Annotated in this window: 25 protein-coding genes and 7 pseudogenes; all 32 read right to left on the bottom strand. The window is 56.0% G+C overall.

The annotated features are described in order from the left end of the window. Positions 1–281: 281 nt before the first annotated feature. The 32 genes and pseudogenes from rplQ to AC0L7U_RS03925 all read right to left on the bottom strand — a co-directional run bounded on the left by rplQ (position 282) and on the right by AC0L7U_RS03925 (position 19,391). Positions 282–707 (bottom strand): 50S ribosomal protein L17, encoded by a 426-nt coding sequence (gene rplQ / locus AC0L7U_RS03770; protein ID WP_473693935.1) that lies wholly within the window; start codon positions 705–707, stop codon positions 282–284. 79 nt (positions 708–786) lie between these two features. Beyond that, a pseudogene (locus AC0L7U_RS03775) lies at positions 787–1,810 on the bottom strand (DNA-directed RNA polymerase subunit alpha). Positions 1,811–1,900: 90 nt separating this feature from the next. Then, a complete protein-coding gene (rpsK, locus tag AC0L7U_RS03780; protein ID WP_473693936.1) occupies positions 1,901–2,290 on the bottom strand; it encodes a 30S ribosomal protein S11 in 390 nt (129 codons plus the stop codon). Between the two features lie 67 nt (positions 2,291–2,357). Further along, entirely contained in the window at positions 2,358–2,726 is a 369-nt protein-coding gene (gene rpsM / locus AC0L7U_RS03785; protein ID WP_473693938.1) for a 30S ribosomal protein S13, read from the bottom strand. Between the two features lie 185 nt (positions 2,727–2,911). Further along, positions 2,912–3,493, bottom strand: a complete 582-nt coding sequence (locus AC0L7U_RS03790; RefSeq protein WP_473693939.1) for an adenylate kinase — start codon at positions 3,491–3,493, stop codon at positions 2,912–2,914. Next, positions 3,490–4,825, bottom strand: a pseudogene (gene secY / locus AC0L7U_RS03795) (preprotein translocase subunit SecY). The gene AC0L7U_RS03790 and the pseudogene secY overlap by 4 nt, the downstream one beginning before the upstream one ends. A gap of 53 nt (positions 4,826–4,878) precedes the next feature. Then, complete coding sequence (gene rplO, locus AC0L7U_RS03800; protein WP_473693941.1) at positions 4,879–5,346, bottom strand: 50S ribosomal protein L15; 468 nt, start codon at positions 5,344–5,346, stop codon at positions 4,879–4,881. A 21-nt stretch (positions 5,347–5,367) separates the two neighbouring features. Beyond that, a complete protein-coding gene (gene rpmD / locus AC0L7U_RS03805) occupies positions 5,368–5,562 on the bottom strand; it encodes a 50S ribosomal protein L30 (RefSeq protein ID WP_473693943.1) in 195 nt (64 codons plus the stop codon). Between the two features lie 35 nt (positions 5,563–5,597). After that, entirely contained in the window at positions 5,598–6,167 is a 570-nt protein-coding gene (rpsE, locus tag AC0L7U_RS03810; RefSeq protein WP_473693945.1) for a 30S ribosomal protein S5, read from the bottom strand. 41 nt (positions 6,168–6,208) lie between these two features. Beyond that, positions 6,209–6,571, bottom strand: coding sequence for a 50S ribosomal protein L18 (rplR, locus tag AC0L7U_RS03815; protein WP_473693946.1), 363 nt, complete (start codon positions 6,569–6,571; stop codon positions 6,209–6,211). A 12-nt stretch (positions 6,572–6,583) separates the two neighbouring features. After that, positions 6,584–7,117, bottom strand: coding sequence for a 50S ribosomal protein L6 (gene rplF, locus AC0L7U_RS03820; RefSeq protein WP_473693947.1), 534 nt, complete (start codon positions 7,115–7,117; stop codon positions 6,584–6,586). Between the two features lie 41 nt (positions 7,118–7,158). Continuing rightward, positions 7,159–7,557, bottom strand: a complete 399-nt coding sequence (gene rpsH / locus AC0L7U_RS03825; protein ID WP_473693949.1) for a 30S ribosomal protein S8 — start codon at positions 7,555–7,557, stop codon at positions 7,159–7,161. A gap of 12 nt (positions 7,558–7,569) precedes the next feature. Beyond that, a pseudogene (gene rpsN, locus AC0L7U_RS03830) lies at positions 7,570–7,877 on the bottom strand (30S ribosomal protein S14). Positions 7,878–7,901: 24 nt separating this feature from the next. Then, a complete protein-coding gene (gene rplE / locus AC0L7U_RS03835) occupies positions 7,902–8,465 on the bottom strand; it encodes a 50S ribosomal protein L5 (RefSeq protein ID WP_473693951.1) in 564 nt (187 codons plus the stop codon). Next, positions 8,458–8,775 carry a 50S ribosomal protein L24 gene (gene rplX, locus AC0L7U_RS03840; RefSeq protein ID WP_473693953.1) on the bottom strand — a complete coding sequence of 106 codons (318 nt, stop codon included), beginning with the start codon at positions 8,773–8,775 and terminating at the stop codon, positions 8,458–8,460. Before rplX ends, rplE begins: the two co-directional genes overlap by 8 nt. Further along, entirely contained in the window at positions 8,775–9,143 is a 369-nt protein-coding gene (gene rplN, locus AC0L7U_RS03845; protein ID WP_008191626.1) for a 50S ribosomal protein L14, read from the bottom strand. The genes rplX and rplN overlap by 1 nt, the downstream gene beginning before the upstream one ends. Before the next feature lie 67 nt (positions 9,144–9,210). Next, positions 9,211–9,438, bottom strand: a complete 228-nt coding sequence (gene rpsQ / locus AC0L7U_RS03850) for a 30S ribosomal protein S17 (RefSeq protein ID WP_473693956.1) — start codon at positions 9,436–9,438, stop codon at positions 9,211–9,213. Between the two features lie 11 nt (positions 9,439–9,449). Further along, the gene (gene rpmC, locus AC0L7U_RS03855; RefSeq protein ID WP_473693958.1) at positions 9,450–9,650 is read right to left on the bottom strand and encodes a 50S ribosomal protein L29; all 201 of its coding nucleotides are present in this window, start codon (positions 9,648–9,650) and stop codon (positions 9,450–9,452) included. A gap of 22 nt (positions 9,651–9,672) precedes the next feature. Then, positions 9,673–10,085, bottom strand: a pseudogene (gene rplP, locus AC0L7U_RS03860) (50S ribosomal protein L16). Between the two features lie 43 nt (positions 10,086–10,128). Then, on the bottom strand, positions 10,129–10,857 hold the full coding sequence (gene rpsC, locus AC0L7U_RS03865) for a 30S ribosomal protein S3 (RefSeq protein ID WP_473693960.1): 729 nt from the start codon (positions 10,855–10,857) through the stop codon (positions 10,129–10,131). Further along, positions 10,857–11,237: a 50S ribosomal protein L22 gene (gene rplV / locus AC0L7U_RS03870; protein ID WP_473693962.1), complete on the bottom strand. Its 381-nt coding sequence runs from the start codon at positions 11,235–11,237 to the stop codon at positions 10,857–10,859. The genes rpsC and rplV overlap by 1 nt, the downstream gene beginning before the upstream one ends. Positions 11,238–11,239: 2 nt before the next feature. Then, entirely contained in the window at positions 11,240–11,518 is a 279-nt protein-coding gene (gene rpsS / locus AC0L7U_RS03875; RefSeq protein WP_473693963.1) for a 30S ribosomal protein S19, read from the bottom strand. A gap of 12 nt (positions 11,519–11,530) precedes the next feature. Next, positions 11,531–12,365: pseudogene (rplB, locus tag AC0L7U_RS03880) on the bottom strand (50S ribosomal protein L2). A gap of 14 nt (positions 12,366–12,379) precedes the next feature. After that, positions 12,380–12,673: a 50S ribosomal protein L23 gene (locus AC0L7U_RS03885; protein WP_473693965.1), complete on the bottom strand. Its 294-nt coding sequence runs from the start codon at positions 12,671–12,673 to the stop codon at positions 12,380–12,382. Then, positions 12,670–13,290 carry a 50S ribosomal protein L4 gene (rplD, locus tag AC0L7U_RS03890; RefSeq protein ID WP_473693967.1) on the bottom strand — a complete coding sequence of 207 codons (621 nt, stop codon included), beginning with the start codon at positions 13,288–13,290 and terminating at the stop codon, positions 12,670–12,672. The genes AC0L7U_RS03885 and rplD overlap by 4 nt, the downstream gene beginning before the upstream one ends. Beyond that, positions 13,290–14,001, bottom strand: a pseudogene (gene rplC / locus AC0L7U_RS03895) (50S ribosomal protein L3). Before rplC ends, rplD begins: the two are co-directional and overlap by 1 nt. 23 nt (positions 14,002–14,024) lie before the next feature. Then, positions 14,025–14,333, bottom strand: a complete 309-nt coding sequence (gene rpsJ, locus AC0L7U_RS03900; RefSeq protein WP_473693969.1) for a 30S ribosomal protein S10 — start codon at positions 14,331–14,333, stop codon at positions 14,025–14,027. A 70-nt stretch (positions 14,334–14,403) separates the two neighbouring features. Continuing rightward, positions 14,404–15,595, bottom strand: a pseudogene (tuf, locus tag AC0L7U_RS03905) (elongation factor Tu). Between the two features lie 39 nt (positions 15,596–15,634). Beyond that, positions 15,635–17,710, bottom strand: a complete 2,076-nt coding sequence (fusA, locus tag AC0L7U_RS03910; RefSeq protein ID WP_473693971.1) for an elongation factor G — start codon at positions 17,708–17,710, stop codon at positions 15,635–15,637. A 24-nt stretch (positions 17,711–17,734) separates the two neighbouring features. Next, entirely contained in the window at positions 17,735–18,205 is a 471-nt protein-coding gene (gene rpsG, locus AC0L7U_RS03915; protein ID WP_473693973.1) for a 30S ribosomal protein S7, read from the bottom strand. Between the two features lie 12 nt (positions 18,206–18,217). After that, positions 18,218–18,589 (bottom strand): 30S ribosomal protein S12, encoded by a 372-nt coding sequence (gene rpsL / locus AC0L7U_RS03920; RefSeq protein ID WP_006936459.1) that lies wholly within the window; start codon positions 18,587–18,589, stop codon positions 18,218–18,220. 505 nt (positions 18,590–19,094) lie between these two features. Continuing rightward, a complete protein-coding gene (locus tag AC0L7U_RS03925; protein WP_473695645.1) occupies positions 19,095–19,391 on the bottom strand; it encodes a regulator in 297 nt (98 codons plus the stop codon). Between the last annotated feature and the right edge of the window lie 164 nt (positions 19,392–19,555).

The following is a 19,555-nucleotide window of genomic DNA, read 5'->3' on the forward strand; positions in this document are numbered from 1 at the left end:
TACGGCACTTAATTTTTGTCTAACAGCTTCTTTATAATGCTCTTTTCTTCTCCTATCTCCCATACAAGAGACTGGATACCTTTTGAAAAACCTTAAGGTTTCCGCCACATCGGACCGATATAGCTCTGGATCATCGTTCTTGAGAAAAATACGACTTTTCACCAAAAACCTCGGGCCTGGCGCAATTTTCCGGCTGTGCGAAGACAAATAAAAAAGGGCGAACCAAAGTTCGCCCTTTCTCAAAGTCATGCTTGAAACGCGAAATTGCGCTGGCGCCCGGATTATGCGGCGACTTCGGTCTTTTCAGCAGCTTCATTGCGTGCGCGATCAACTGCACCACGTGCAGACGGATCACGGTCAACGAGCTCAATCACTGCCAACGGTGCGTTGTCACCGTGACGATAGCCTGCCTTGAGAACGCGGCTGTAACCACCTTCACGGGCCTTGTAGCGTTCGCCAAGCGTGTCAAACAGCTTGCCGACCATGGCAACGTCACGGATCTGGGAGATCGCCTGACGACGTGCATGCAGGTCACCACGCTTTGCAAGCGTAATGAGCTTGTCAATGATCGGCTTCATTTCTTTGGCCTTCGGCAAGGTCGTCACGATCTGCTCGTGTTCGATCAGCGAAGCTGCCATGTTTGCGAACATCGCCTTACGGTGGCTGGATGTCCGGTTGAGCTTGCGGCCGGAATTACCGTGGCGCATGGCCCTCTCCTTTTAAAATCGGACGGCTATCGTCTCGAAGACGCTGGTCCGGTTGATCACGAAGGAACGAAGACGTTCCTCAATACTGGTGGTCTTCATATCGCTTGGCGAGATCTTCGATGTTCTCTGGCGGCCAATTAGCGACCTCCATGCCAAGATGCAGACCCATCTGGGCGAGAACTTCCTTGATCTCGTTGAGCGACTTGCGGCCGAAATTCGGCGTGCGCAGCATTTCCGCTTCCGTCTTCTGAATCAGATCGCCAATATACACGATATTGTCGTTCTTCAGGCAGTTGGCAGAGCGTACGGACAGCTCCAACTCGTCGACCTTCTTGAGAAGCGCCGGGTTGAACGCCAGTTCCGGGACAGTGTCCTCGGCAACTTCACGCTGCGGCTCCTCGAAGTTCACGAAGATGGAAAGCTGATCCTGAAGGATGCGCGCAGCAAAAGCGACTGCGTCATCCGGCTTCACTGACCCGTCGGTTTCAACGGTCAGGGAAAGCTTGTCGTAGTCGAGAACCTGACCCTCACGGGTGTTCTCCACCTTGTAAGACACCTTCTTGATCGGCGAATACAGACTGTCGACCGGGATCAACCCGATAGGCGCATCTTCCGGACGATTCCGGTCAGACGGGACATAGCCCTTGCCAATATCAACAGTGAATTCCATGCGGATTTCCGCGCCTTCATCCAGCGTGCAGAGCACGAGTTCCGGATTGAGCACTTCCACATCGCCAACCGTCTGGATATCGCCCGCCGTAACGACGCCAGGACCAACCTTGCGCACAACCATGCGCTTGGGGCCCTCGCCATCCATACGGATCGCGATTTCCTTGATGTTCAGCACAATGTCGGTGACGTCTTCACGCACACTCAGGAATAGACGAGAACTCATGCAGAACGCCATCGATCTGAACCGCAGTCACGGCTGCGCCCTGAAGGGACGACAGCAGAATGCGGCGCAGGGCGTTGCCAAGCGTCAGACCATATCCACGCTCAAGCGGTTCAGCCACAACGGTGGCCACGAAACGCGGGTCATCCCCGGGCTTCACCTCGAGCTTGGTTGGCTTGATCAGTTCTTGCCAGTTCTTTTGAATGGTCACGTTTTTGCCCCTTCGGCTATCCCGCCTGCCTTGCACGGGTCAGGCAATTCTTTGCCACTGGAGAAACATCTGCCCAAGACCGCAAGGGTCTTAGACGCGGCGACGCTTGCGCGGACGGCAACCGTTATGCGGAATCGGCGTCACGTCGCGGATCGACGTGATGAGGAAACCAGCTGCCTGCAATGCCCGCAAAGCGGACTCGCGCCCCGAACCCGGACCACGAACTTCAACTTCGAGGGTACGCATGCCATGGTCGGATGCCTTCTTGGCAGCATCTTCAGCCGCAACCTGAGCTGCGTAAGGGGTCGACTTACGCGAACCCTTGAAGCCGAGTGCGCCGGCAGACGACCAGGAAATCGTGTTTCCCTGTGCGTCGGTAATCGTGATCATCGTGTTGTTGAACGTCGAGTTCACATGGGCAACGCCGGACGAAATATTTTTACGTTCGCGGCGACGCACGCGCGTGCTTTCTTTAGCCATTCTTTTTTCCTATTTGATCTCTGCACTGCCGTAATACCGGCAGCTCCACCGCCAATCGCAGCAAAAATTACTTCTTCTTGCCTGCAATGGCTTTTGCCGGACCCTTGCGGGTACGCGCATTTGTATGGGTCCGCTGACCACGAACCGGAAGCCCGCGACGATGACGCAGGCCACGGTAGCAGCCAAGGTCCATCAGACGCTTGATGTTCATTGCGGTTTCGCGACGCAGGTCACCTTCCACGATGTAATCGCGGTCAATGGTCTCGCGCACTGCGAGAACTTCTGCATCAGACAGTTCATTCACACGGCGTTCGGCAGGAATATTCACCTTCTCGATGATTTCATGCGCGAACTTGGAACCGATACCATGAATGTACTGCAGCGCGATCACCAAGCGCTTGTTCGTCGGGATGTTGACGCCAGCAATACGTGCCACGTTGTTTTCTCCTTCTGGACGACCGGATCCGCCGGTCGCCACTTAAGTACCATCTAAAGGTACCCTGCACACGACAAAAGCCGGCAACAGGGAAACCAAAGGAAACCCGGCGCCGACCGCATTCTTTTTGCGATATTCGCCGGGATATAATAGATTCTAAACGGTTGCGCAAGCACAGACCTGCATCAAACAGCTTTTGCCGTCTTCAGCATTGAATCAATGGACGAGGTGACTGTATCAATCGGATCCATTCCGTTGACCGTCTTCAACAATCCCTTGTCCTTATAGTAGTCCACCAGCGGCGCTGTTTGCGCATGATAAACTTCAAGACGTTTGCGGAGCGTGTCCGCATTGTCATCTGCTCGGGCACCGCCGGTCTCAAGAGCACGCTGCTCAATACGACCGACCAATGCATCGTCATTCACTTCAAGCTGGATAACTGCGTCAAGCTGCAAGCCCTTGTCTTTCAACAATGTAGCAAGCGCGTCTGCCTGAGCAATCGTCCTGGGAAATCCATCGAGGATAAACCCGGCGGCACAGTCGGCCTCATCGATGCGATCAGAAATGATCTTGACGATGATGTCGTCAGAGACCAGGTCACCCCGGTCCATGACTTCCTTGGCCTGAAGCCCGATCGGCGTTTCCGCCTTCACGGCCGCGCGAAGCATGTCGCCCGTGGAGAGCTGGACGATGCCGAATTGTTCGACCAGTCGTCCTGCCTGCGTCCCCTTCCCTGCACCTGGCGGTCCAAGAAGAATAAGCCTCATTTACGCTTCCCCCTGAGTTTCGATTTCTTGACGAGGCCCTCGTACTGATGTGCCAACAAGTGCCCCTGAATCTGTGAAACAGTATCCATGGTCACACTGACAACAATCAAGAGCGATGTGCCACCAAAGTAGAAAGGCACACCCGTCGCAGAGATCAGAAACTCCGGCAGAAGACAGACCAGCGTAATGTAGATCGCGCCAACAACGGTAATCCGGGTCAGAACGTAATCAATGTACTGGGCAGTGCGCTCCCCAGGGCGAACGCCCGGAATGAAGCCGCCATGCTTCTTCATGTTATCTGCCGTATCGGTCGGATTGAACACGATCGCGGTGTAGAAGAACGAGAAGAAGATGATCATCACCGAATAGGCAACCATGTAGAGTGGCTGACCATGGCCCAGAAGAGCCGTAATGGTCGACACCCATGCATTGGAGCCTGCCTGCGACGAGAAACCTGCGACCGTTGCCGGAACCAGGGAGGATCGATGAGGCAAAGATCGGCGGAATAACACCAGCCGTGTTCAGCTTCAGCGGCAAGAACGAGGTATTCCCCTCGAACATCTTGTTGCCCATCTGGCGCTTTGGATACTGGATCAGCAAACGACGCTGAGCCCGCTCCATGAACACGATGACCCCAATCACGACGACAGCCAGAACGATCACAGCCAGAATGATCCAGCTCGAGATCGCACCCTGACGGCCGAGTTCAAGGGTCGATGCGACAGCGCGCGGCAGCCCGGCCACAATCCCGGCGAAGATGATCAGCGAAATACCGTTACCGATGCCGCGCGAGGTGATCTGCTCACCCAGCCACATCAGGAACATTGTTCCGCCAAGCAGCGTCAAAACTGTGGATACTCGGAAGAACCAGCCCGGGTCCGTCACGACGGTACTCGCATGCTCAAGTCCGACAGCAATGCCATAAGCCTGAAAAGCCGCCAGAACCACCGTTGCATAACGGGTATACTGGTTGATGACTTTCCGGCCCTGCTCACCTTCCTTCTTCATCTGCTCCATGGATGGAACGACGGTCGTCAGAAGCTGCATGATAATGCTGGCAGAAATGTAAGGCATGATGCCGAGGGCGAAAATCGCCATCCGCTGCACCGCACCACCCGAGAACATGTTGAACATGCCAAGGATGCCGGACTGCGCGCTGTTGAATGCCTGCGAGAACGCTTCCGGGTTGATACCTGGAAGCGGGATGTATGTACCCAGACGATACACCAAAAGCGCCCCTAGTGTGAACCAGATGCGCTTTTTCAGTTCGTCGGCCTTGGCGAAAGCTGAAAGATTAAGATTTGACGCCAGTTGCTCGGCGGCGGATGCCATGCCCTACTCCGGTCAATTAATTACCGACAAAACAAATGGGGAAAGCCCAGCGCTTACGCCTGAGCTTCCTTGACCACAACCTTGCCACCAGCCTTTTCGACTGCAGCAGCTGCGGCTTTCGAGACGCCAGCAGCTTCGAAGGTAACGGATGCTTTCAGCTCGCCATTGGCAACGAGACGGAAACCGTCACGTTCGCGCTTGACGACGCCTGCAGCCTTAAGAGCGGAAACCGTCACGGGCTGAGCTGCGTCGAGCTTGCCTGCTTCGATTGCCTGCTGAACACGGCCGAGGGATACAGTGTTGTAATCCTTCGCGAAAATGTTCGTGAAACCACGCTTCGGCAAACGCCGATGCAGTGGCATCTGACCACCTTCGAAACCCTTGATTGCAACGCCGGAACGGGACTTCTGCCCCTTGACGCCGCGACCACCGGTCTTGCCCATACCAGAACCGATACCGCGACCAACGCGGCTACGGTTCTTTACGGAACCGGGATTGTCCCTGAGTTCGTTGAGCTTCATGTTTCTATCTCCTGCCCCGCCTTACGCGTCTTCAACAACGCGAACGAGATGCTGGACCTTGCTGATCATGCCACGAACGGCCGGAGTGTCTTCCAGCGTCGAGCGGCGGTGCATCTTGTTCAGACCCAGACCGACAAGCGTAGCGCGCTGGTCCTTCGGACGGCGCAGCGGGCTACCAATCTGTTCGACCGTTACGGTCTTTTCGGTGTTCGCCATGGAACCAACCTTTTCAATTGGCCGGAGCCGCTGAATTAAGCTTCAGCGGCAGCCGGGGCTGCATCTTCGTTGTTATCACGACGGCGCGACTGCAGAACCGAAACCTTGAGGCCACGGCGCGCTGCAACCGAACGCGGGCTGTCTTCTTTTTTCAAAGCGTCGAACGTCGCACGGATCATGTTGTACGGGTTGGATGTCCCCAAAGACTTCGCAACCACATCCTGCACGCCAAGCGTTTCGAACACGGCACGCATCGGACCACCGGCAATGATACCAGTACCAGCCGGAGCTGCGCGAAGCAGAACCTTACCAGCACCATGACGACCTTCGACGTCGTGGTGAAGAGTACGGCCTTCACGCAACGGAACGCGGATCATCGTGCGCTTGGCAGCTTCAGTTGCCTTGCGGATTGCTTCCGGCACTTCACGTGCCTTGCCGTGACCAAAGCCAACGCGGCCCTTCTGATCGCCAACAACAACCAACGCAGCAAAACCAAAACGACGGCCACCCTTGACCACCTTGGCAACGCGGTTGATGTGTACGAGCTTGTCGACGAATTCGCTGTCACGATCATCGCGATCGCCGCGATTATCTTGTCTCGCCATTTTATTTGTCTTCCGTTCTTAAGAGCGCCAACGGGCGCTGGTCAGAATTCAAGTCCACCTTCGCGGGCAGCATCGGCAAGCGCTTTAACGCGCCCATGATACTGATAACCGCCACGGTCGAACACGACCTGCTTGATGCCAGCAGCGCTTGCACGCTCTGCCACCAGCTTGCCAACAGCAGCCGCAGCCGCAGTGTCGGCGCCCGTTTTCAGGCTACCCCGGAGATCCGTTTCGATCGTCGATGCCGAGACAATCGTCTGTCCCTTACCGTCATCGATGATCTGTGCATAGATCTGCTTCGATGAGCGGAAAACAGAAAGGCGCGGACGTCCGTTCGCCACCTTCTTGATTGAACGGCGCACGCGATCGCGGCGGCGCTCAAAAGCATTAGTGCTATTCGCCATGATCCAGATCCGTTATTTCTTCTTGCCTTCCTTACGGACGATAAATTCGTCCGCGTAACGAACACCCTTGCCCTTGTAGGGCTCAGGTGGGCGGAATTCGCGGAGTTCAGCCGCGACCTGACCCACAACCTGCTTGTCGATACCTGTAACGACAATTTCGGTCGGCTTCGGGCATTTGATCTCGACACCATCGGGGATGGCGAAGATCACATCATGCGAGAAACCAAGGGCCAGCTGAAGATTACTTCCCTGGATCTGTGCGCGATACCCAACGCCCGTGATCTCGAGTTTCTTTTCGAAACCCTGATTGACCCCGACAATAAGGTTCTGCACCATCGAACGGCTCATGCCCCACATGGAGCGAGCCGGCTTCGAGTTATTCGTAGGATCAACCTTGATCCCACCATCCGTCATCTCGACCAAGACCAAGTCATTGACCACGAAGGAGAGTTCCCCCTTCGGGCCCTTGACCGATACAGTCTGGCCGTTGATCGTTGCCGTTACCCCGCTAGGCACGGGGACTGGCTTCTTGCCAATACGAGACATATGACCAACCTTGTCAAATTAAAGGTGAGACTGAAACCGCATCAGAAGACGCGGCACAGCACCTCACCACCCACATTTTCTTCCCGCGCCTGATGATCACTCATGACGCCACGCGGTGTCGACAGAATCGACAAGCCCAGGCCATTGGACACGTGCGGGATGTTCTTCACCGACGAGTACACCCGGCGGCCCGGTTTGGAAACCCGTTCAATCGTACGGATAACCGGTTCGCCGTCGAAATACTTCAACTCGACTTCGAGTTCAGACTTGCCGTCCTCGAAATCGACCGTGGTGTATCCACGGATGTACCCTTCCTTGGCGAGCACATCAAGTACATGTGCACGCAATTTGGAATTTGGTGAACTGACTTTGCTCTTGCGACGCATTTGCGCGTTGCGAATACGGGTGAGCAAATCCCCCAACGGATCAGAAATTGCCATCGGGTACTCTCCTTACCAGCTCGACTTGACCAAGTGCTAGGGATCTTGCCCATGGAACCCAGTTCGCGAAGCGCAATACGCGACATTTTCAGCTTGCGATAATAACCGCGCGGACGGCCGGACACTTCGCAACGGTTGCGAATGCGGTTCGGAGCCGAATTCCGCGGCAGTTTTGCAAGCTTCAGGCGGGCATTGAACTGCTCTTCCGGAGAAAGGCTATCGTCCTTTGCCATTGCCTTCAGCGCATTGCGCTTTTCAGCGTATTTTTCAACAAGCCGTTCGCGGTGCTTGTTCTTTTCGACTGCGCTCTTCTTAGCCATCGTCGTTCCTCGTTCCTGTCCCGCTTATTTCGTAAACGGGAAGTTGAAGCCACGAAGCAATTCGCGCGCTTCGTCGTCGTTCGACGCGGTTGTACAGACAATGATGTCCATACCCCAGATCTGATCGACCTTGTCATATTCGATTTCCGGGAACACGATATGTTCCTTGATGCCCATGGCGTAGTTGCCACGGCCGTCAAAGGACTTCGGGTTCACACCGCGGAAGTCACGAACGCGCGGAAGCGCGATAGTGACCAGACGGTCCAGGAATTCGTACATACGCTGACGACGAAGGGTCACCTTCGTACCGAGCGGCATGCCTTCACGAACCTTAAAGGTCGCGATGGACTTCTTAGCCGTCGTTACGAGTGCCTTCTGACCGGCGATTTTCGCCAGGTCTTCAGCTGCGATGCGAGCCTTCTTGGAATCGCTGACAGCTTCACCAACGCCGATATTCAGCACGATCTTGTCCAGGGACGGGATCTGCATCGGGTTCGTGTAACCGAACTTTTCCTGAAGCTGCTTGCGCACGACTTCATGATAATGTGCCTGCAAACGCGGCACGTTGATTGTCTCAGTCTCAGCCATCGATCAGATCTCCCGAACGCTTGGCCACACGGACCTTAGTGCCATTGTCCTGCACCTTGAAGCCGACGCGCGTTGCCTTGCCATCTTTAGGATCGGCAAGAGCGACGTTGGAAAGATGGATCGGCGCTTCTTTAGCGATGATCCCTGCTTCCTGCGTCTGGGTCTGCTTCTGGTGACGACGAACAACGTTCACACCGCGGACCAGTGCTTTGTTGTCAGTAGGCAACACGGAGAGAATCTCACCGGTCTTGCCTTTGTCTCGTCCAGCGAGAACGACGACTGTGTCGCCTTTTTTAAGTTTCGCAGCCATCAGAGCACCTCCGGCGCGAGCGAAATGATCTTCATATGGTTCTTTGCACGGAGCTCGCGCGGTACTGGCCCAAAAATACGGGTGCCGACCGGCTCCTTGTTGTTGTTGACCAGGACTGCCGCATTGCGGTCAAACCGGATCACGCTGCCGTCGGGACGACGAATGTCCTTCGCCGTACGCACGACGACTGCCTTCATCACGTCGCCCTTTTTAACACGGCCCCGCGGAATTGCCTCCTTGACGGACACCACAATGATGTCGCCAACCTGGGCATATTTACGCTTGGAGCCGCCGAGCACTTTGATGCACATGACACGACGGGCACCGGAATTATCCGCCACGTCGAGGTTTGTTTGCATCTGAATCATGACTGGCTGCCTTATTCTCTGTCTGGCGCACCTGCCACGGGCGCCTGATGCTCAACAAGGAGCGTGGTCAAGCGACCACGGTCCACCGTTTGTTCTTCGAAATCGGCGCACACTCTTCGATCTGAACAGTGTCGCCGACGTTGCACTTGTTCTCTTCATCATGCGCCTGGTACTTTTTGGTACGGCGCACCGTCTTCTTCAACAGCGGGTGGGTGAAACGACGTTCCACATCGACCGTGATCGACTTGTTGTTCCCGTTGCTGACGACGACGCCCTGAAGCACGCGTTTAGGCATTCATGCCTCCTTTAAGCGCTTGTCGCCACGCGCTTTTCGCGCATGATCGTCTGGATACGAGCGATGTCCCGGCGGATAACCCGAACTCGCCCAGTGTTTTCAAGCTGACCGGTCGCCCGCTGAAAGCGCAGGTTGAACTGCTCTTTCTTAAGGGCCTCGAGCTCCGTGCGGAGCTCATCGAGGGTCTTTGCTCTTACGTCAGTCGCCTTCATGGCTTCTCTCTCCTCGACTGCCTTACTCGCCGATACGCTGAACGAAGCGGCATTTGATCGGCAGTTTGGCGGCCGCGAGACGCATAGCTTCGCGAGCAATGTCTTCTGGCACACCGTCGATTTCGAACATTACGCGACCCGGCTTAACGCGGCAGGCCCAGTAATCAGGAGAACCCTTACCTTTACCCATGCGGACTTCGGCCGGCTTCGATGAAACCGGGAGGTCCGGGAAGATCCGGATCCAAACGCGACCCGCGCGCTTCATATGGCGGGTCATGGCACGACGGGCTGCTTCGATCTGACGAGCGGTGACCCGCTCAGGCTCCAAAGCCTTCAGACCATAGGCGCCGAAGTTGAGGTCAGTCCCCCCTTCGCCAAACCGTGAATGCGGCCCTTGTGCTGCTTGCGGAACTTTGTACGCTTCGGTTGCAGCATCGTTTTCTCTCGTCCTTCGTGTTACGCGAGCAGCGACAGCCAATCAGGCTGCGCGCTCACGGCCCCGATCCCGGCGTCCACCGCGATCACTCTGGTTGTTGTCAGAGCCGGACGTCGCACGGCGCTCAGAGGCCATGGGGTCATGCTCGAGGATTTCGCCCTTGAAGATCCACACCTTCACGCCGCAAACACCGTAAGCGGTATGTGCAGAAGCAACGCCGTAGTCAATATCAGCGCGCAATGTGTGAAGCGGAACGCGTCCTTCGCGGTACCATTCGATACGTGCGATTTCAGCACCACCAAGACGACCACCGCAGTTGATGCGGATGCCTTGTGCACCAAGACGCATTGCCGACTGGACAGAACGCTTCATCGCACGGCGGAACGCAACACGGCGTTCGAGCTGCTGAGCGATGGATGCGGCCACCAGGCTTGCATCGATCTCAGGCTTGCGCACTTCAACGATGTTGATGTGCACTTCCGAGTCCGTCAGCTGGCCAATCTTGCGACGCAGACGTTCAATATCTGCACCCTTTTTGCCAATGACAACGCCCGGACGACCAGAATGGATCGTTACACGGCATTTCTTGTGCGGACGCTCGATCACGACCTTGGAAACGGCAGCCTGTTTCAGCTCCTTTTCCAGGAAAGCACGAATGCGGAAATCTTCATGAAGAAGATCGCCATACTCGCCCTTTGCGGCGAACCAACGCGAATCCCAGGTCCGGTTAATCCCGAGGCGCATGCCGATCGGGTTTACTTTATGTCCCATCAGGCAGTCTCCTCGACTTCACGAACGACGATCGTCAGGTTCGAGAAAGGCTTCTCGATCCGGCCAACACGACCGCGTGCACGAGCCTGGAAACGCTTGATGACAAATGCCTTGCCAACAAAAGCCTCGGCAACCACCAGGTTGTCGATATCCAGGTCGTGATTGTTTTCCGCATTTGCAATCGCCGACATCAAGGTTTTCTTGACGTCATCAGAAATGCGCTTGCGGGAGAATGTCAGGTCCGCAAGTGCGGATCCGACCTTCTTGCCGCGGATAGCGGCCGCAACGAGATTCAGCTTTCGCGGGGAAACGCGCAGCATGCGGGCGACTGCCCGAGCCTCGTTGTCGGCGAGCTTCCGCTCACCCTTCGGCTTGCCCATCGTTACTTCCTCTTTGCCTTCTTGTCGGCGCCATGTCCGTAGTATGTACGGCTCGGCGAAAACTCACCGAACTTATGACCGATCATCTCTTCAGACACCAGCACAGGAACGTGCTTTTGCCCGTTATAGACGCCGAAGGTCAAGCCGACAAACTGCGGCAGGATCGTCGAGCGGCGGCTCCAGGCCTTGATGACCTCGTTCCGGCCGGATTCACGAACCTTGTCCGCTTTATTCAGCAGATACCCGTCGACAAACGGACCTTTCCAGATCGAACGTGCCACGATCCTTGCCCTTTACTTCTTGCGTGCGTGACGGCTGCGAACGATATACTTATCAGTCGCTTTATTACGCCGCGTACGCTTGCCTTTGGTCGGCTTACCCCAAGGGGTAACCGGATGACGACCACCAGATGTACGACCTTCACCACCACCATGCGGGTGATCGATCGGGTTCATCACAACACCACGTGTGTGTGGGCGAATGCCCAGCCAACGTGAACGCCCGGCTTTACCCAGGTTGATGTTCGAGTGGTCGGGGTTCGACACGGCGCCAATAGTCGCCATGCAGGTACCCAGAACCCGACGCTGCTCGCCAGATGTCAGGCGCAGCGTCGTGTAACCCTGGTCACGTCCAACAACCTGAACGAAAGCACCAGCGGAACGTGCGACCTGCGCGCCCTTGCCCGGCTTCAATTCAATATTGTGAACGATCGTACCGACCGGGATCGAGGACAACGGCATTGCGTTGCCCGGCTTGACGTCCACGCTCTGACCCGCGATGACCTTGTCGCCAACACCAAGACGCTGAGGCGCCAGGATGTAGCTCAATTCACCGTCATCATAACGGATCAGCGCAATAAACGCTGTGCGGTTCGGATCGTATTCAAGACGCTCAACCGTAGCGGACACGTCGAACTTGCGACGTTTGAAATCCACCAGACGGTAGGAGCGCTTGTGACCACCACCAATGTTGCGGGACGTCAGACGCCCCATATTGTTACGACCGCCAGACTTCGACAGGCCTTCGGTCAAGGTCTTGACCGGCTTGCCCTTGTGAAGATCAGAGCGATCTACCTGGACCAGCTGACGCCGGCACTGGCGACGTGGGGTTAAAAGTCTTAAGTGCCATTTTCTGTCCCCGTCTTAGAGTCCGGTGGTTACGTCGATGGCCTGACCTTCAGCCAGCGTCACAACGGCCTTCTTGAAGTCGGACTGACGACCGATGCGACCGCGGAACCGCTTTACCTTGCCCTTACGGACCAAAGTGTTGACAGCAGTTACCTTCACACCGAACAGCGCCTCAATGGCAGCCTTGATTTCGGGCTTGGTCGCGTCATTGGCCACCTTGAAAACAACCTTGTTTTCTTCGGAAGCCATCGTCGCCTTCTCGGTGATTACCGGGCCGACGATCTTGTCATAGTGAGGAAGTTTGCTCATTTGAAGCGCTCCTCAAGTGCAGACACCGCAGCCTTCGTCAACACCAGGGTGTTGGCGCGCATGATGTCGTAAACGTTGATGCCCTGAATGGGCAGCAGGTCCACATGCGGGATGTTGCGAGCAGCCAGCGAGAAGTTGCTGTCCAGTTCCGCACCATCAATGATCAGAGCGCTGCTCAGACCCAGCTTTGCAAACTGTTCCTTGAGCGCCTTGGTCTTTGCTTCCGCAGCCTTTGCATCTTCTACGATGATGATGCTTTCAGCCTGTGCCTTGGCGGACAGGACATGACGCAGACCCAGTGCACGAACCTTCTTGGGAAGGTCGTGTGCATGATCACGGACGACCGGCCCGAAAGCCTTACCACCGCCGCGGAACTGCGGCGCCTTGCGGTTGCCGTGACGTGCGCCCCCGGAGCCTTTCTGGCGGACGAATTTCTTCGTCGTGCCAGAAACTTCCGAACGCGCAAGCGTCTTGTGGGTCCCTGCCTGGCGCTTGGCAAGCTGCCAACGCACCACGCGGTGGATCAAATCGGTGCGCGGCTCGAGACCAAAGATCTCGTCAGACACCGTGATCGAACCGGCCGCCCCACCTTCGAGGGTCTTGACCTGGAGTTCCATCACTCACTCTCCTTCCCGGCGGCCACGGCTGCTTCCGGTGCACGGAATGCACCAGGAACCGGAACACCTTCCGGAAGAGCCTTCTTGATCGAGTCACGGACCTGGATCCAGCCGCCCTTGGCGCCCGGAACGGATCCTTCGACCATGATCAGGCCGCGTTCAACATCAGTGCGCACAACCTTGAGGTTCTGCGTGGTAACACGGACATCGCCCATGTGACCGGCCATTTTCTTGCCCTTGAACACGCGACCCGGGTCCTGACACTGACCAGTCGAACCGTGTGCACGGTGCGAGATCGAGTTACCGTGTGTTGCACGGCCGCCACCAAAGTTGTGGCGCTTCATGGCACCCGCAAAACCCTTACCGATGGAGCTGCCTGTCACATCAACGAACTGACCAGCAACAAAGTGGTCTGCCGTGATTTCCGCACCAACCTCAATGAGGTTGTCGGAAGACACGCGGAACTCGGCAAGCGTACGCTTGGGTTCTACCTTGGCTACCGCGAAATGTCCGCGCTGAGCCTTCGGTGTGTTCTTGACTTTGGCATTACCTGAACCGACCTGCAGTGCAGTATAGCCATTTTTTTCTTCAGTACGGTGGGCAACCACCTTGGCACTTTTCCAGCCGCAAAACGGTGACCGGAACATGTTCGCCCGCATCATTGTAGATACGTGTCATGCCCACTTTCTGAGCGATCACTCCAGAACGCATGGATGTGTTCCCTTCGGTCCGCCTCAGAGCTTGATCTCGACGTCGACACCAGCAGCCAGGTCGAGCTTCATCAAAGCATCAACCGTCTGGGGCGTCGGATCAACGATGTCGAGAAGACGCTTATGCGTGCGCATCTCGAACTGATCGCGGCTTTTCTTATCAACATGCGGACCACGAAGTACTGTGTACTTCTCGATCCGCGTCGGCAGTGGTACGGGTCCCCGCACCTGTGCACCGGTCCGCTTCGCCGTGTTCACGATTTCCTTGGTGGAAGCATCGAGAATACGGTGGTCAAATGCCTTGAGGCGGATCCGGATATTCTGACCGTTCATTTCAGAGTTCCCGTTAAGACTGGCGGGCCTGCCGCACTCCCGAGTGGAAGCCGCAGGCCCTGCCGTCACATTACGCGATGATGGAAGCCACGACGCCCGCGCCGACGGTACGACCACCTTCGCGGATAGCGAAGCGGAGGCCTTCTTCCATGGCGATCGGAACGATGAGTTCCACTTCAACCGATACGTTATCGCCCGGCATCACCATTTCCGTGCCTTCCGGCAAGGACACAACACCCGTCACATCCGTTGTCCGGAAGTAGAACTGCGGGCGGTAGTTGGTGAAGAACGGCGTATGACGGCCACCTTCTTCCTTGGTGAGGATGTAAGCCTCAGCCTTGAACTTCGTATGCGGGGTAACTGAACCCGGCTTACAAAGGATCTGGCCACGCTCAACAGCTTCACGCGCAACACCACGGATCAGAGCACCGATGTTGTCACCAGCCTGGCCGCTGTCCAGCAGCTTGCGGAACATTTCAACGCCCGTGACAGTCGTCTTCGTCGTGTCCTTGATGCCCACGATTTCGACTTCTTCACCGACCTTGACGATCCCACGCTCAACACGACCCGTCACAACCGTACCACGGCCGGAGATCGAGAAGACGTCTTCGATCGGCATCAGGAACGGCTGATCAACCGGACGCTCTGGCGTCGGGATGTAGTCGTCAACGGCTGCCATCAGTTCGCGGATCGCGTCACGGCCAATTGCCGCATCACGGTTCTCAACTGCTGCCAGTGCCGAACCCTTGACGATCGGAATGTCGTCGCCCGGGAATTCGTAGGAAGACAGAAGCTCACGGATTTCCATTTCGACGAGCTCGAGAAGCTCTTCGTCGTCGACCTTGGTCAACCTTGTTCATGAATACCACGAGGGCCGGTACGCCAACCTGACGAGCGAGCAGGATGTGCTCACGGGTCTGCGGCATGGGGCCATCAGCGGACGACACAACAAGAATGCCACCATCCATCTGAGCAGCACCCGTGATCATGTTCTTCACATAATCGGCGTGGCCCGGGCAATCAACGTGAGCGTAGTGACGGTTTTCCGTCTCATACTCAACGTGTGCCGTGGAGATCGTGATCCCACGAGCGCGCTCTTCAGGCGCACCGTCGATGTCTGCATAGGCCTTAGCCGTTGCACCGCCGGTTTCAGCCAATGTCATGGTGATTGCAGCAGTCAGAGTCGTCTTGCCGTGGTCAACATGGCCAATCGTGCCAATGTTGACGTGGGGCTTCGTACGCTCAAATTTTTCTTTAGCCATCGGATTACTCCGCTTTCTTTAATTTCTAACTGAGGCGGCTCAAGCGTATTTAGCTTGAACCTCATCGGCTACAGCCTGCGGGACCTGTTCGTAATGATCGAAGACCATCGAATACTGCGCGCGGCCCTGGGACATCGAACGAAGGTTGTTCACATAGCCAAACATGTTGGCCAGCGGAACCATACCGGTGACGACCGTGACGATACCGCGGTTCTCGGTGCCGGCAATCTGCCCGCGACGAGAGTTCAGATCGCCAATGACGTCGCCCATGTAGTCTTCCGGCGTCACGACTTCGACCTTCATGATCGGCTCGAGAAGCTTGGGACCAGCTTTCTGGATTGCTTCGCGGAAGCCGGCTCGACCGGCGATTTCGAAGGCCAGAACAGACGAGTCAACGTCATGGTAAGCACCGTCGATCAGTGTTGCCTTGATATCGAGCATCGGGAAGCCGGCAATCGGACCGGACGACATGACACTTTCGATACCCTTGGTAACACCCGGGATGTATTCCTTCGGAATAGACCCACCGACAATCTTGCTTTCGAAGGTGTAGCCTGCATTCGGCTCACCCGGCTCGATGGTCATCTTGATGCGAGCGAACTGACCCGAACCACCAGACTGCTTCTTATGGGTGTAATCCACTTCAGCCAGCTTCGTGATGGTTTCACGATAAGCAACCTGCGGAGCACCAATCGAAGCTTCGACCTTGAATTCACGCTTCATGCGGTCGACGATGATGTCGAGGTGAAGTTCACCCATGCCAGCGATGATCGTCTGGCCGGATTCTTCATCCGTCTTGACGCGGAACGAAGGATCTTCAGCAGCCAGGCGGTTCAGGGCGAGGCCCATCTTTTCCTGGTCAGCCTTGGTCTTCGGCTCAACAGCGATTTCAATCACCGGCTCAGGAAACTCCATGCGCTCCAGGATAACCGGGCTCAGCGGATCACAAAGTGTATCCCCTGTTGTGGTATCCTTGAGACCCGCGATGGCCACAATATCGCCAGCATAGGCAATATCGATGTCTTCACGCGAGTTGGAGTGCATCTGCATCATACGACCGACGCGCTCACGCTTTTCCTTCACTGTGTTCAGGAGGGTAACCCCCTTCTTGAGAACACCGGAGTAGATGCGGCAAAACGTCAGAGAGCCAACGAATGGATCGTTTGCAATCTTGAATGCCAACAGACCAAGCGGCTCTTCGTCGTCAGCGTGACGCAGAATTTCGCTTTCAGTCTTCGGATCGATACCCTTGATCGCCGGAACTTCCAGCGGGCTTGGCAGGTAGTCAACCACAGCATCAAGAAGCGGCTGGACGCCCTTGTTCTTGAATGCAGAACCGCAGAACACCGGAACGAAGTCGCCGTTGATCGTACCCTTGCGAATCAGCTTCTGGAGCAGCTCGATGGAGGGCTCTTCACCTTCCGAGTAAGCTTCCATTGCAGCTTCATCAACTTCGACGGCCGTTTCGATCATCTTGTCGCGCAGTTCCTGCGCACGGTCCAGAAGCTCTGCCGGGATTTCGAGTTCGTCCCAAGCGGCACCGAGATTTTCGGACTGCCAGATGAGCGCCTTCATGCGAAGGAGATCGACAACACCGGCGAAGTCATTCTCAGCACCAATGTTCAGCTGCATGACGAGCGGCGTAGCACCGAGGCGCGTCCCGATCATTTCAACGCAACGATCAAAGTCAGCACCGAGCTTGTCCATCTTGTTGACGAAGATCATGCGCGGAACATGATACTTGTCAGCCTGACGCCAAACGGTTTCCGTCTGAGGCTCAACACCGGCGTTGGCATCGAGAAGAGCAACCGCACCATCGAGAACACGCAGCGAACGCTCAACTTCAATCGTGAAGTCAACGTGACCTGGAGTGTCAATGATGTTCAGACGCTTTTCTTTCCAGAACGCGGTCGTTGCAGCAGAGGTGATCGTGATCCCACGCTCCTGCTCCTGCTCCATCCAGTCCATGGTGGCAGCGCCGTCGTGAACTTCACCGATCTTATGGCTTCTGCCAGTGTAGAACAGGATCCGCTCGGTCGTGGTCGTCTTGCCGGCATCAATATGTGCCATGATACCGAAGTTACGGTAGTCCTCGATTTTATGCGTGCGCGACATAACGTCAGCCCTTTCGAGTCACAATTACCAGCGATAGTGCGAGAAGGCACGGTTCGCGTCCGCCATGCGGTGCGTATCTTCGCGCTTCTTCACTGCGGTGCCACGGTTGTTTGCAGCATCCAGAACTTCACCCGACAGACGGTCAACCATCGTCGTTTCGTTACGGTTGCGAGCTGCCGTGATCAACCAGCGAATGGCCAATGCCTGACGGCGATCCGTACGAACTTCGACGGGAACCTGGTAAGTTGCACCACCAACACGGCGGGAGCGAACTTCTACCTGCGGCATGACGTTGTCGAGAGCTGCGTGGAACACCTCAATCGGGTTCTCGCGAGTCTTGTTCTCGATCTGGTCAAACGCACCGTAAACAATGCGTTCTGCCGTCGACTTCTTACCGTCGTACATGATCGAATTCATGAACTTGGTAACGATGATATCCCCGAACTTCGGATCCGGGTTGATTTCGCGCTTTTCCGCGCGGTGACGACGAGACATCCAATGCGCTCCTTACTTCGGCCGCTTCGCGCCGTACTTCGAACGGCGTTGCTTACGGTCTTTAACGCCCTGGGTATCGAGCACGCCACGAATGATGTGATAACGAACGCCCGGCAAATCCTTTACGCGGCCGCCACGGATCATCACCACCGAGTGCTCCTGAAGGTTGTGACCTTCACCCGGGATGTAACCAATAACCTCGAAGCCGTTCGTCAGGCGGATCTTAGCCACCTTACGCAGAGCCGAGTTCGGCTTCTTCGGCGTCGTCGTGTAAACGCGAGTACAAACTCCACGCTTCTGAGGGCAGGCCTCCATGGCCGGCACCTTGTTCCGCTTCGGCGGATCTTTCCGCGGCTTGCGGATAAGCTGGTTGATGGTCGGCATTTGTGCCCTTTACCTCTTCCATCCAAAAAACTGTCTAGGCCCCAACCCCATAGACACTGCACATGCAGAATCGCGCCACCGCGAGATTTTATTCTCACAGCAGGCGCCACAGGATCAGAGGACCACGGGTTTCCGCGGTCATGCTATCGACGCTTATCGCCATTTTGAACCCGGCAGCGTTTAAGGGTGAAAGGTTCTGCGCGTGTCGCGCTTGAACACTACAAGCCTTACCGCCTGCCTTCGGGATGGGCGGAAACTACTCAGACATGCCCCTCACGTCAAGGGCTTTGTCGTAAAATTCTCATCTTGCGGATTTTCAGCGTGCTTCGCGCATTTCTGCGGAATTTTAACGCCTGAAACATAATTTTATTACGCGGTTCAGGAGTTTTAAGCAAGTTTACAACTCTTCACCATCCAACCAACGGGCCCAAAGGTGAATCATTCCCTAATCAACTGAATCACTTCCGGACATTCTGCGCCCAAGATTCGGGAATCTCCAAAAGTCTCAGCCACCCGAGACCGTGACGATTGCAACATTGCCATCCAACGCATCCTGGTAGGCACTTTCATAGATATCTTCGTCCGGTTCATCGTCAAGAACGCCGATCTGATCCAGCTCAGCCTCCGCATAACCTTGCTCGGACAATGCTTCCAGCGTCTTGCGCACCGCGTCATCGTCGTCGGCGGCCTTCAGGATGGCGTGGATCGCAATCGCATCACCAGGACCGCCACTCTCTTCCTTCCACACACGGCCCAACAAAACGTAAACCGTTGGCTCAAGCGTGTCGTCATTATCATTCATGGTCAAACTGCCTTCCTTCCCTGAAGGGCGTGTGTTCAAGATCTGGAAGAGGTAGCCCCTTCCCGTCTCACAGAACCACCGTGTGCACCAACAAGCGCAGCGCACACGGCTTTACGCGAAGCATGTACCCTTACATAGCTCCAAATACAAGAAAGGCCGCCCGA

The sequence above is a fragment of the Roseibium sp. 10G30-5 genome (assembly GCF_055809635.1).